This window comes from Achromobacter sp. T5-5 (assembly GCF_055397965.1).
Map to the genome: position 1 here is coordinate 549,132 of NZ_AP027919.1, position 12,202 is coordinate 561,333.

Consider the following 12,202-nt stretch of genomic DNA (forward strand, 5'->3'; position numbering starts at 1 on the left):
CCCGGGGCGCCGCATGTCAGGACTGTCTGGATGTCGTCAGGCCGTGGCCGCGGCCGGCGTCGGCGCCCGGTACGTCTTCTGGTAATGCACCGTGAACGTCTTGAACGCGTCCAGCGCCTTGTGCGGATCGTGGCCGGGCTTGACGAGGAAGCTGTCGAAGCCCACGCGCGCCTGGTAGTGGATGGTGTCGATCATCACGTCGCCGACTGCGCGCAGCTCGCCCTGCCATTGATAGCGCGTGCGCAGCAACTGCGCCAGCGAATAGCCGCGGCCGTCGGTGTAGACCGGAAAGTCCACGGCGATGAAGGCGATGCCCTCGGGGTGCAGCGTGCCGTCGTCGTCCGCCAGGTCGGTCAGGTCGGCGTCGGGGTTCAGCAGCACGGCGACGGGATGCTTGTGGCGGCGCAGCGTGGCGCGCGACGTTTTCCAGACGGACAGCGGCACGATCCAGCCGGGTTCGTCGGCGGGCACCTGGCCTTCGGCGGGGACTTCGGGTTCGGGCACGAACGGACGCGAGGTGTCGGCTTCCAGCCGGCCGTTGCGGATGAGGTGCGGGCCGGGAGCGTCGTGGGCGTAGATTTCAGACATGGGCGGCCTCCGCGACCGGGGCGGGTTTGGCGAAGGCAGGGTCCGCGTACACGTCCTGCTTGAAGGGATCGATGCCGACGCGGTCGACCACGTCGATGAAGCGCTCCGCTTCGCTGTCGCGCAGGCCCAGATAGGTGCGGATCAGCCGGTCGACCACGCCGGGCACCTGATGGCGCGCAAACGACGGGCCGATGATGCGGCCGATGGCCGCGCCGCCGCCATGGGTGGATTCCAGGTCGGGCAGGGGCTTGGCGGCGCCGTTCTGGCGGCCGCCCACCGTGACCTGATACCACTCCTCGCCGGCCTTGTCGACGCCGAGGATGCCGATGTGGCCGACGTGATGATGGCCGCAGGAATTGATGCAGCCCGAGATGTTCAGGTCCAGCTCGCCGATCTCGAACAGGTAGTCCAGGTCGTCGAACTGGCGCTGGATGGCTTCGGCCACGGGGATGGAGACGGCATTGGCCAGCGCGCAGAAGTCTCCGCCCGGACAGGCGATGATGTTCGAGAGCAGCCCGATGTTGGGCGTGGCGAGGTTCAGCGATTCCAGCTTGAGCCAGAGTTCGTGCAGGCGCGCGCGGCGCACGTCGGCCAGGATCAGGTTCTGTTCGTGCGACACCCGCAGTTCGCCATAGCCGAAGTCGTCGGCCAGGTCGGCCACGGCATCCATCTGGTCGGCGGTGATGTCGCCCGGCGGCACGCCGGTGGGCTTGAGCGAGACGGTGACCGCGGCATAGCCGGCCACCTTGTGGGCATGCACGTTGGTGCGCAGCCAGCGCGCGAAGCGCTTGTCGGCCGCGGCCAGCGCCGCGGTGTTGTCGATGTCGGACGCGGCGCTGGCGTCGTATTGCGGCCAGACGAAACGCGACTTGATGGTGTCGACGAATTCCTGCGTGATGGTGTCCGGGCCGCCCTTGATGCGCTGCCACTCTTCATCGACCTGCTGGGCGTAGACCTCGGGCGTCAGGTCCTTGACCAGGATCTTGATGCGCGCCTTGTACTTGTTGTCGCGGCGGCCATGCAGGTTGTAGACGCGCAAGGCGGCCTGCAGATAGGTCAGCAGGTCCTGCCACTCGACGAAAGGATTGATCAGCTTGCCGACGATGGGCGTGCGGCCCAGGCCGCCGCCGACCCACACGCGAAAGCCCAGCTTGCCGTCGCGCTCGACGGCCTGCAGGCCGATGTCGTGCACGCCCACGGCCGCGCGGTCCTCGACGGCGCCGCTGACCGCGATCTTGAACTTGCGCGGCAGGAAGGCAAATTCGGGATGCAGCGTGGACCACTGGCGGATGATTTCGCACCAGACCAGCGGATCGACGAGCTCGTCCGGCGCGACGCCGGCAAAGTGATCGGTGGTGGTGTTGCGGATGCAGTTGCCGCTGGTCTGGATGGCGTGCATCTGCACCGTGGCGAGTTCGGCCAGGATGGCCGGCACGTCTTCCAGCTTGGGCCAGTTGAACTGGATGTTCTGGCGGGTGCTGAAATGCCCATAGCCGCGGTCCCACTTGCGCGCGATGTGGGCCAGGGTGCGCAGTTGGCGCGACGCCAGCATGCCGTACGGAATGGCGACGCGCAGCATCGGCGCATGGCGCTGGATGTACAGGCCGTTCTGCAGGCGCAGGACGCGGAAATCATCTTCGGTCAGCTGGCCGTCGAGGAAGCGGCGCGTCTGGTCGGCGAATTGCGCCACACGCTGCTCGACGAGCTGTTGGTCGACGGGGTCATACACGTACATGTCTACTGCCCTTGAAGTCTTTTCGATCTGAGCCCCACGGCGGGGCGGGCGCAGGGCGCCGGCAAAACGGGATTCATAACCGTAACAGCCACCCGTCGCGGGCGTCTAAGTCATTCTGGTAATAAAGAAATAAGGGCTCGGGAAGGGCCCGGCGCCATGTCCGCGGATTCGCCTTGGGCGGCTCCCTGGGCCAGGCAAAAGCAGATCGTCGTCAGCCGACCGTATCGGTGGCCGCGGCCGCGTGCGCGCCGATGCCGCGCACGATGTGTTCCAGCAGCTCGCGCGCGGCGGGCGAGATGTGCCGGCCCGCGCGGCTGAGCACATGCAGGCTGCCCTGGTTCAGGATGGGATTGGCCAGCGGCAGGCTGGCCAGGCGCTGGGCCTGCATGTCGGCGGTGACCGCGATGGGCGGCGTGAGCGCGTAGCCGATGCCGGCCGCCGCAAACTGCCACAGCGCCTTGAAAGACGAGGTGGTCAGCACGTTGCGCAGCCGGACCTGTTCGCTGATCTCGGCGGCCTGGATGTGCTGGCGCACGCCAAACCCTTCCTGCATCGACGCGCCGGGATAATCGGCCAGGTCGGTCAGCAGCAGGGGGCGGCCCAGGCGCGTGAGCGGGTGGTCCTGGCGCACGATGGCGCGAATGGGCTCGGGGCGCGAGTAATGCGTGCGCAGGCGGGCGTCGGTGGGCGGCTGGAAGACCAGTCCTATATAGGCGCGGTCGTCCACGATGCGCTGCACGATCTCGGACGTGCGGGCCACATCGATGTCCAGCGTCACTTCGGGATGGCTGCGCCAATAGCCGGGCAGGACGCGGTCGAACATCAGTTCCACGAAGCCCTCGCCCAGCACCAGGTCGATGTGGCCGCGCTCGGCCTTGCGCAGGCTGTCGATCTCGGAAAAAAAACTCTCCTGGATGTCCTGCTGGCGCTTCACGTAGCGGGCCAGGATGTGGCCAGCGTCGGTAGGCACCACGCCCCGGCCGCGACGCTCGAACAGCGCCATCCCACAGTCGCGCTCCAGCGCGGCGATGGCCCGGCTGACGGCGGAGGGGTCCATCTCCAGCGCTTCGGCGGCGCCCCGCACCGAACCCCGGCTCATGACCTGCATGAAATAGTGGGTGCGGCGGGCGTCGAGTTTTTCGTCCATGGCGTCAGGTCCCGTGACGTGATTGCGGCTGATTTTCCACGATGAGAATTAAGGGTTTACCCTAGCAAAACGCTGTCCCGTGCAAAATTTTCCCAGTAAATCGGCATCCGTTGCATTTTACGCAACGTTTATCGGCATTGGATGTCATGGTTGCCCGCGGAAGGGGCGAGCGAAAATTGCGCACGCCGGCAGGGCGCCGATGGCGCTCATGCCCGGCTGCGCTGCACGAGCCGCCCGGCGCGTTCCGGGTCGCCAGCACGCAAACGATTCACGTCATCAGGGGAAAACCAATGTCTCACGCCAGCGCCAGCCTGGCCCTGCCTTCCATGCCGCTATCGGGGCGCGTGCGCATGCTCGCCGCCATCCTGCTGGTGGTGATCATTTCCGAAGCGATCGGCAGCGTCACCTTCTCGGTCGGTCCGGGCAAGATCGTTCTGCAGCCCATGCTGTGGGCGATCTTTATCGGCGCCGTCGTCGCGGCGTTTGGCCAGCGCCTGCCGGCGGGCGCCGGCATCGACAAGGCCATGCAGACCCGCATCAGCGGCTACCTGCAATACGCGCTGCTGCCGTTCCTGGCCAAGCTGGGCCTGATGGTGGGCGGCGCATTGCCGCAGGTGCGCGAGGCCGGCTGGGCGCTCGTGTTCCAGGAGTTCGGCCATTTCTTCGGCACCATGGCGATCGGCTTGCCGCTGGCCCTGCTGCTGGGCATCAAGCGCGAAGCCATCGGCGCCACGTTCTCGGTGGGCCGCGAGCCCAGCCTGGCCATCATTGGCGAACGCTACGGCATGAACTCGCCCGAAGGCCGCGGCGTCATGGCGGAATACATCACCGGCACCGTGATCGGCGCGCTGTTCGTGGCGCTGATGGCCGGCTTCATCACCAGCCTGAACATCTTCGATCCGCGCTCGCTCGCCATGGGCGCCGGCGTGGGCTCGGGCAGCATGATGGCCGCCGGCGTGGGCGCCATCGCCTCGCAGCAGACGCCCGAGATGGCGCATCAGGTTGCCGCCCTGGCCGCCGCCGCGAACCTGCTCACCACGGTCGTGGGCGTGTACTTCACGCTGTTCATCTCGCTGCCCACGACCATCTTCCTGTACGGCAAGCTGGAACCGGTGCTGGGCCGCTTCTCGCGCGGCAAGTCCGGCGAGGCCGTCGTGGACGAGAGCGTGTCCGAAGACGTCCCGGCGCACAGCGCCAAGATGGGTTTTGGCGACCGCCTGACCGCCTACGTCATCTGCGGTCTGTTCGCGCTGGTGGGCAACAGCCTGGGCTACAAGGTGCCGTTCCTGGATGCGTTGCCCGGCATGGGCATCATCATCCTGCTGGTCGTCGTCACCGACCTGATCCTGCGCGTCGTGCCCAAGCTGCCCGCCGTGTTCGTGCTGTCGCTGATCGCCATGACCGCGGGCTGCCCCGGCGTGCTGCCCTACTCGGATCAGATCATCGCGCTGGTCGGCAAGGTCAACTTCCTGCCGTTCACCACGGTGATCCTGGCCATGGCCGGCCTGTCGATCCTGAAGGACCTGCCCGCGTTCCGCAAGCTGGGCTGGAAGATCGTGGTGGTGTCGCTGGCAGCAAACGCCGGCACCTTCATGGGCGCCACGATGATCGCGGAATTCTTCCACTGATCACCCCGCGCTTCACGACAAAGCCGCCTCTTGCAGGCGGCTTTGTCATTGGTGCGCCATGCGAAGGTCAGGGCGCCGCGCCGGGCCGGTAGCGCGCGTTGTCCGTGGCGTTCTCGGTGGGGCCGATATTGGCGACCTTCGGCACGCCGATGCCGGCAGCCTTCAGCGCCGCGGCCGCCTGCAGCTCGACCTGCGGATTGCCCATCGCGACGCGGTAGGGCTGCAACGGGGCCAGCCCTTCGATGGTGCCCCAGTCATTGGCGGTGTCGGCGCGCTGCGCCAGCGGATCCGGGCGGGTGGAAAATTCCTCGACGGCGCGCCGCATCCGGGATTCGGCGTAGAGATCGCGCAATTCGTCGACGTTGAGCGCCGGGGCGGCGAGCACGAGCGGCGAAGCCGGAGAGCGCGCCCGGTCGCGGACCGCCGATGCGTCTTGATCGGCGCGGACCGATCTGGCGGCCTCGGCCTGTTCGATACGCCGGGCTTCCCAGGCGTCCTGGGCCCGTGCCGTGCGCTGGGCCTGCTGGGCAGCGTGGGCCCGTGCAGCCTGTTCGGCTTCCCAGGCGGGGCGGTTTTCATCCAGCATCGACGCGCGCGCGGGGTAGGGCGCGGCAGCGCCGGAAACAGCGGAGATCGCAGCAACATTCATGCGGGGCTCCTGATCGTGGTTGGCCTGAAAGTTGGTCCGTCCAGCGAGTTACAAGTTCAATGTAACAGAGGTGGGAGCTGCCCGCGCCCTGCGTCGGGGTATACCCGACCGGTCGCTTGCGACGTTCAACGGCGCGCGGAGACCTCGTCCATGCCACCCCCGTCCGTGGAAACGGTCAGCGCCTCCCAGGCGGACATTTCCTGGCTCAAGGCGGACAGCTTGTCGCGCACCAGGGCCAGGGCGTCGCTGCCGAGCAGCAGATGGGTGGGCGGATGCTCCGCGGCGATGGCCGCAAGCATTGCGCGCGCCGCTTTGCGCGGATCGCCCAGTTGCCTGCCGCTTTTCGCTTCGCGGGCCTGGCGGATGGGGTCGAAGATGCCGTCATAGTCCGCAATCGAGCGCGGCGTGCGCACCATGGACCGGCCAGCCCAGTCGGTGCGGAACGATCCCGGCGCCACGGCCGTCAGGGCGATGCCCAGGGATCGCACCTCCTTGCCCAGCGCCTCGGAAATGCCTTCCAGCGCGAACTTGCTGCCGCAGTAGTAGGCGATGCCGGGCATGGTGATGTGGCCGCCCATGGAGGTGATGTTCAGGATGTGGCCACGCCGGCGCTGACGCATGAAGGGCAGGACCGCCTTCATCATCGCGACCGCCCCGAACACGTTCACATCGAACTGGCGGCGCATTTCCGACAGCGGCGATTCTTCCATCACGCCCTCGTGCCCGTAGCCCGCGTTGTTGACCAATACGTCGATGCCGCCGACCTGGGCGTCGATCTCCGCCACGACGCGGTCGATGGCATCGAAGTCGGTCACGTCCAGCACACGGCCGATCGCGGCGCTGGGGGACAGGGCTTCGAACGCGAGCCGGGCCTGGACGGTGCGCACCGTTCCGACGACCTGATGGCCGGCTGCGAGGGCCTCTTCGGCGAGCGCGCGGCCAAAGCCGCTGCTGACGCCTGTGATGAGCAGGGTTTTGGGGGATGCCATCGATCTTCTCTCTAATGTCTGTGATGTCTATAGGAGAGTGCATGCTAGTCTTGCCGATGGCGCTGAATAAGCCAGATTTCCCTAAATTTCTTGCACAAAACTATGTCCGTTCACGCTGCGGCCGAGGATGGCGCCGGGGCCCCGCCTTGCGCGGTCACCCCCATGGTGGCGCTGCTGCGCGACTTGGCCCCCAATGAGGGCTACAACCTCACCGCCCTGCCCAGCGTGCGCGTGCTGCGCGCCAACGGTCCGCTGGCGCGCACGCCCGTGCTTTACGACCCCGGCATCGTGATCGTCTGCCAAGGCCGCAAGCGCGGGTACTTCGGCAATCGCCAATATCTGTACGACGAGCAGCATTACCTGGCCGTGTCCGTGCCCGTGCCCTTCAGCATGGAGACCGACGCCACGCCCGAACGTCCGCTGCTCGCGCTCTACCTGCACCTGGACTTCGTGCTGGCGGCGGAACTGATGGCGCAGATCGACGACGCCGGATCGGCGGCGCCCGCCCAGGCGCCGCAAAGCATGATGTCGACCCCGATGGACGACCGGATGCGTGCGTCGGTGTTGCGCTTCATCGAGGCCTTGAACCGGCCGCTGGAGGCCGCAGTGCTGGGTCCCGCGCTGCTGCGCGAACTCTATTTCCGGGTGTTGACCGGCCCGCAAGGCAGTTCGATGCGGGAAGCGCTGGCCATGCGGGGGGCATTTGGCCGTATCGGCAGGTCCCTGCGTCTCATCCACGCGGAATTCGCGCAACCGCTGGACGTGGCGCGACTGGCGGCCGAGGCGGGCATGAGCGTGCCGAGCTTTCACAGCCACTTCAAGGCGGTCACGCAGGCGTCACCCATGCAGTACGTGAAATCGACGCGCCTGCATCAGGCGCGCCTGCTGATGGTGCGGCAGGCGCTGACGGCGGAGACGGCGAGCCTGGCCGTGGGCTACACCAGCCCGTCCCAGTTCAGCCGCGAGTTCAAGCGCCTGTTCGGCCTGACGCCCGCGGCCGAGGCCCGGCGCATGCGGCTGGGCTTTGCCTTGCCGCCGTTCGCGGACGCGACCTTCGTGTCGTCGCATTGAACAAAAAAGCCCCTGTCCATGCGGTCCAGGGGCTTTGATGCAACGCGGTGGCGCTGGCGCGTTCGATCAGGGTTTGGTCGCCTGCATCGAGGGGCGCTGGCTGAAGCTTGCGTACCAGGCCGCGGCGGCCGGATGCGACGCGCGCCAGTCCAGGTCCGGAAAGCGGAAGTCCAGGTAGCCCAGCGCGCAACCGATGGTGATGGTGCCGATGTCCACCCGGCCGTCCAGGCCCGCGGCGTTCTTCTCGATGAGCGCGAGGCCGTCGCGCACCTTCCCCAACTGGCCCTCGACCCAGGCGTCCCAGCGCAACGCCTCGGGACGCAGCACCGCCTCATAGCGCGCCAGCAGCGCCGCGCCCAGCATGCCGTCGGCCATGGCCTGCTCCGTCAGCGCCTGCCAGCGGTCCTTGCCGGCCGGGAAAAACGAACCGCCGCCCAGGTCGTTCAGATATTCGCAGACGACGCGGCTGTCGAACAGCGCCTGGCCTTCATCGGTGATGAAGGTGGGCACCTGGCCCAGCGGATTGCTCGGGATGATGGTCTGGTCGCGAGCGACGGGACCGGCGGCGCTGGGGAGCTTTTCAATGCGGTCGGCCAGGCCCAGTTCGTGGGCGATGACCATGCATTTGCGGACGAAGGGGGAAGCTGGCGAGAAGAAGATTTTCATGGGGTTCCCTGTCTGTGAGAGGCGTCAGTGTTGCGCATGGGAGCGAACACTGTCCAGCCCGTCTGTGGATGACGAGCGGGAAGACAGGAAACATGCAATCGCCGCGCGCCGCTTACTCCGTGACGCCCGTTTCCACGCAGGGATTGAATTCCCCCGTCGCCGGGTCGCGCAGGAACAGCACGCCGGTGGCCACGCCGAAGTACGTGCCGTGCAATTCCAGTTCGCCCTTTTCGACGCGGCGGCGGATGGACGGGAACGTCATCAGGTTGTTCAGGCTGTGCTCGACGGTGGCCAGTTCCAGGCGCTTCAGGTTGGCCTGGCGGTCGCCGGTGCCGCGGTCCAGGCGCTTGGCCACGGGTTCGATCTGGGACATCCACTTGCCGATGAAGTCGGCCTTGGCCAGCGGCTTGGCGTCGTCGAAGAAGAAGCGGATGCCGCCGCAGGACGCGTGGCCCAGCACGACGATGTGCTTGACGTTCAGGCCGCTGACCGCGAATTCGATGGCGGCGCTGGTGCCGTGGTACGACGATTCCGAGTCCGGATCACAGGGCGGAACGAGGTTGGCCACGTTGCGCACCACGAACATTTCGCCGGGGCCCGCGTCGAAGATGACTTCGGGCGACACGCGCGAGTCGCAACAGCCGATGATCAGGATTTCCGGGCTTTGGCCGATTTCGGCCAGCTTTTGATAGCGGCTGCTTTCCGTCTGGAAGCGGCCGTCCAGGAAAGATTGGTAGCCTTCAGAGAGTCTTTTGGGAAACATGATCTTCACTTCCTAGTATCGAGGCCAGGCTTGCTGGCGCGCCGGCAGACGCACGAAGGGGCTTCGTGTGGAAGCCCCTTTTATCGAGCCGGCAGCCAGGATTTTCCCATAACTGGCCTGATAGCCGCCTGTCTAGACCCTGATTCGAAAAGGGTTTTTTGATCCGTCCGGGCGCCGCCGGCGCTAGCGGGCGGCCACGTCCAGCGCGTTGACGCGGGTGAATTCCAGGGGCGTGATGGCCTTGACCACCTTGATCTGGCCGGGCGCCAGGGGGCCGACGACGTCCTCGCGCACCCGGCCCACTTCGCGGTCCTGCGCGTCGTAGAGGACGTAGGTCAGGAGCACGCTGTTGACGGCGCGGTCGGACTGGTTGGCGAGAAACCCGGTGATGGTGGAGACGTTGCGGGTGGTGTCGCGCACGGCCTGGACGTTGCCGAGCGTGATGCCGTAGGCAAGACTCTGCGCGCCGGCGGCGCCGGACAGGCCGGTCAGGCCGGCCAGCAGGGCCAGCGTGGCAAGGACGAGTGGCTTCATGGTTGTCTCCTGAGGCGCGCGGTCTGGCGTTCGTGGCATGGCGCGGCGCGGGTTATGCGTATCTCACTCCTTTCCGGGCGGGGAGACAACGGGCCAGACGGATGAATGGGTAACAGGTTGCGGCGGATGTTGCGAAGGCGCGGGGATTGTCCGATGATGACCGGGCCGGCGCCTTGGCCGGCGGACCGTGCCGCCCGCATTGCGCGTGCCCTCACGCTCGTGGGCGCTCAAGGGAGGAATTCATGCTTTCCCGTATCAGCCAGCTGGCTTCGGCCATTCTGTTGTCCGCATGTTTCGCCGGCGCGCAGGCGCAGACCCCCGCCACCCCGTCAACCGCCAAGACGCCAACGCCGCAGCAGCAGCGCATGTCGGACTGCAACAAGGCCGCGGAGGGCAAGAAGGGCGATGACCGCAAGGCCTTCATGAGCAGTTGCCTGAAGGGCGAAGAGCCCGCCAAGCAACTGACGCCGCAGCAGCAGAAGATGAAGGACTGCAACGCCAAGGCCGCCGAGCAGAAACTCACCGGCGATGGGCGCAAGACGTTCATGAGCAACTGCCTGAAGGGCTGATGGCCCGGGAAGGAAGAAAGCGCCAGATTGCTGTCTGGCGCTTTTTTTTTGTTTCACGATGACTCTAGTACTGCAATTCGCTGGACTACGCCAAGGCTAGATACATCGGGTTTATCAATCACTTAGGCGAGTTCAACATATGCCGGTGCTTTCCGGAACTTGACCCGGCTTCCCTTCGCGTGGCTCCCATGCGGCTCTTGGAAACCGGGCTTTCCGAGGAGTCATCATGGCGAAAATCAAGCTCACCAAGTCCGTAGTCGATGCGGCACATGACCCACGGCGAACACTACGGCGGCTGGACGCGCGTGCTCAAGGCCGCTGATGTGCCGCATGTCGGCACGCATGGCATCCGCCACCGGGCGACGACCGACATTGCCAATTCGGGCGTGCCGACCAAGGTGGGCATGAAGCTCACAGGTCACAAGACCGTGGCGATGTGTATGCACTATGTTCATGCCGAGGACAAGCCGGTACGGGATGTGGCCGAACTGGTGGCGAATCGGCGGCTGGCGATTACCGGGGCGTCCCGTTCTATGGAGGTGACAGCATGACAAGGAAGACGCCCGTGGCAGCGCGGAAACCCGCTGCCTTACCGGCCGGCTATGCCGGCATCCACGGCGGCATCGTCGAGTTGCTGGACGCGGCGCGCCAGGCGGCGGCGCGCAGTGTCAACGCGCTGATGACGGCCAGCTATTGGGAGATTGGCCGACGGATCGTCGAAGCCGAGCAGAAAGGGAGGCGGCGGGCCGGTTACGGCGAGCAGTTGATGGCGCGGTTGTCCGCCGACCTGACGGCCCGGTTCGGGCGCGGGTTCAGCCCGGACAACCTGGAGAACATGCGGCGTTTCTTCGTCGCTTACCCCCTTGAGGCAATTTCCGAGACACTGTCTCGGAAATCTGGAGACGGACTGCCCATCGAGAATTCCGAGACAGTGTCTCGGAAATTCGACCTCTCCGAATTGGCCCAGGTCTTCACGCTACCCTGGTCGGCCTATGTCCGGCTGCTGTCGGTCAAGGATGACCATGCCCGTCAGTTCTACGAGGCCGAGGCGCTGCGTGGGGGCTGGAGCGTGCGCCAGCTCGATCGGCAGATCGGTAGCCAGTTCTACGAGCGCACGGCCTTGTCAAAAGACAAGGCGGCGATGCTGGTCAAGGGTTCGGTGGCCAAGCCAGAGGATGCCGTCGCGCCCAATGACGCCATCAAAGACCCGTATGTGCTGGAGTTCCTCGACCTCAAGGACGAGTATTCGGAATCCGACCTGGAAGCGGCCTTTATCCAGCGGCTGGAAGACTTCCTGCTGGAACTGGGCGAAGGCTTCACCTTCGTCGGGCGGCAACGTCGGTTACGTATCGACCAAACCTGGTATCGGGTGGATCTGCTGTTCTTCCATCGCAAGCTGCGCTGCCTGGTCATTATTGACCTGAAACTGGGCAGCCTGACCCATGCCGATGTAGGACAAATGCATATGTACTGCAACTATGCCAAGGAGCATTAGGCCTACCCGGATGAGAACCCGCCGGTGGGCCTGATCCTGTGCGCTGACAAGGGCCATGCCCTGGCGCGGTATGCATTGGATGGTCTGCCGACCAAGGTGATGGCGGCCAACTACCGGACAGTGTTGCCCGACGCCGAGTTGCTGCAAAAGGAACTGGAGAACACGCGGCGGCTGCTCGAATCTCGCGGAACGCTGTCCCTCAAGGACGACAAGCCATAGTTATACGTCTCGGCTTACCGCCGTCGGGCTCGTGACCCTAACCCCGAATTAGTCCGGATCAGAAGTAGAGATTTCCGGCGTTACAGGGGGGTCTGACACCCACTTGGCGCCGGTTCAGGATGGCGTGTGGGTGTCAGACACCCACACCA

Annotated in this window: 11 protein-coding genes and 2 pseudogenes; 5 read left to right on the forward strand and 8 right to left on the reverse strand. The window is 65.9% G+C overall.

The genetic code is table 11. From position 1 onward, the window contains the following. Window positions 1–36 precede the first annotated feature (36 nt). The 3 genes from ACZ50Q_RS02535 to ACZ50Q_RS02545 form a co-directional block, all read right to left on the reverse strand. Window positions 37–588, reverse strand: a complete 552-nt coding sequence (locus tag ACZ50Q_RS02535; protein WP_464080444.1) for a DUF934 domain-containing protein — start codon at window positions 586–588, stop codon at window positions 37–39. After that, window positions 581–2,323 (reverse strand): nitrite/sulfite reductase, encoded by a 1,743-nt coding sequence (locus ACZ50Q_RS02540; RefSeq protein WP_076517417.1) that lies wholly within the window; start codon window positions 2,321–2,323, stop codon window positions 581–583. Before ACZ50Q_RS02540 ends, ACZ50Q_RS02535 begins: the two co-directional genes overlap by 8 nt. 211 nt (window positions 2,324–2,534) lie before the next feature. Continuing rightward, the gene (locus ACZ50Q_RS02545) at window positions 2,535–3,470 is read right to left on the reverse strand and encodes a LysR family transcriptional regulator (protein WP_092582829.1); all 936 of its coding nucleotides are present in this window, start codon (window positions 3,468–3,470) and stop codon (window positions 2,535–2,537) included. A gap of 290 nt (window positions 3,471–3,760) precedes the next feature. Here ACZ50Q_RS02545 and ACZ50Q_RS02550 point away from each other — a divergent pair, with 290 nt between their 5' ends. Further along, the gene (locus ACZ50Q_RS02550; protein ID WP_076517413.1) at window positions 3,761–5,098 is read left to right on the forward strand and encodes a DUF3100 domain-containing protein; all 1,338 of its coding nucleotides are present in this window, start codon (window positions 3,761–3,763) and stop codon (window positions 5,096–5,098) included. A 67-nt stretch (window positions 5,099–5,165) separates the two neighbouring features. Here ACZ50Q_RS02550 and ACZ50Q_RS02555 read toward each other — a convergent pair whose 3' ends face one another. Beyond that, the gene (locus tag ACZ50Q_RS02555) at window positions 5,166–5,747 is read right to left on the reverse strand and encodes a hypothetical protein (protein ID WP_464080445.1); all 582 of its coding nucleotides are present in this window, start codon (window positions 5,745–5,747) and stop codon (window positions 5,166–5,168) included. Between the two features lie 125 nt (window positions 5,748–5,872). Continuing rightward, window positions 5,873–6,736 (reverse strand): oxidoreductase, encoded by an 864-nt coding sequence (locus ACZ50Q_RS02560; RefSeq protein WP_464080446.1) that lies wholly within the window; start codon window positions 6,734–6,736, stop codon window positions 5,873–5,875. 102 nt (window positions 6,737–6,838) lie between these two features. On the opposite strand from ACZ50Q_RS02560, the gene ACZ50Q_RS02565 reads away from it, so the two are divergent. Beyond that, window positions 6,839–7,807, forward strand: a complete 969-nt coding sequence (locus ACZ50Q_RS02565; RefSeq protein WP_464080447.1) for an AraC family transcriptional regulator — start codon at window positions 6,839–6,841, stop codon at window positions 7,805–7,807. A gap of 66 nt (window positions 7,808–7,873) precedes the next feature. Here the strand turns inward: ACZ50Q_RS02565 and ACZ50Q_RS02570 are convergent, their stop codons facing one another. The 3 genes from ACZ50Q_RS02570 to ACZ50Q_RS02580 all read right to left on the reverse strand — a co-directional run bounded on the left by ACZ50Q_RS02570 (window position 7,874) and on the right by ACZ50Q_RS02580 (window position 9,770). After that, window positions 7,874–8,473 (reverse strand): glutathione S-transferase, encoded by a 600-nt coding sequence (locus ACZ50Q_RS02570; RefSeq protein ID WP_464080448.1) that lies wholly within the window; start codon window positions 8,471–8,473, stop codon window positions 7,874–7,876. 112 nt (window positions 8,474–8,585) lie between these two features. Beyond that, window positions 8,586–9,236 (reverse strand): carbonic anhydrase, encoded by a 651-nt coding sequence (locus ACZ50Q_RS02575; protein ID WP_076517384.1) that lies wholly within the window; start codon window positions 9,234–9,236, stop codon window positions 8,586–8,588. Between the two features lie 183 nt (window positions 9,237–9,419). Further along, a complete protein-coding gene (locus tag ACZ50Q_RS02580; RefSeq protein WP_092582824.1) occupies window positions 9,420–9,770 on the reverse strand; it encodes an FxLYD domain-containing protein in 351 nt (116 codons plus the stop codon). A gap of 242 nt (window positions 9,771–10,012) precedes the next feature. Between ACZ50Q_RS02580 and ACZ50Q_RS02585 the strand changes: the two genes are divergently transcribed. From ACZ50Q_RS02585 to ACZ50Q_RS02595, 3 genes and pseudogenes are all read left to right on the forward strand, one after another. After that, on the forward strand, window positions 10,013–10,339 hold the full coding sequence (locus tag ACZ50Q_RS02585) for a PsiF family protein (RefSeq protein ID WP_464080449.1): 327 nt from the start codon (window positions 10,013–10,015) through the stop codon (window positions 10,337–10,339). A 263-nt stretch (window positions 10,340–10,602) separates the two neighbouring features. Further along, window positions 10,603–10,890 (forward strand): annotated as a pseudogene (locus ACZ50Q_RS02590) (tyrosine-type recombinase/integrase); the annotation flags it as partial. Then, window positions 10,887–12,053, forward strand: a pseudogene (locus tag ACZ50Q_RS02595) (PDDEXK nuclease domain-containing protein). The pseudogenes ACZ50Q_RS02590 and ACZ50Q_RS02595, both read left to right, overlap by 4 nt. Window positions 12,054–12,202 lie beyond the last annotated feature (149 nt).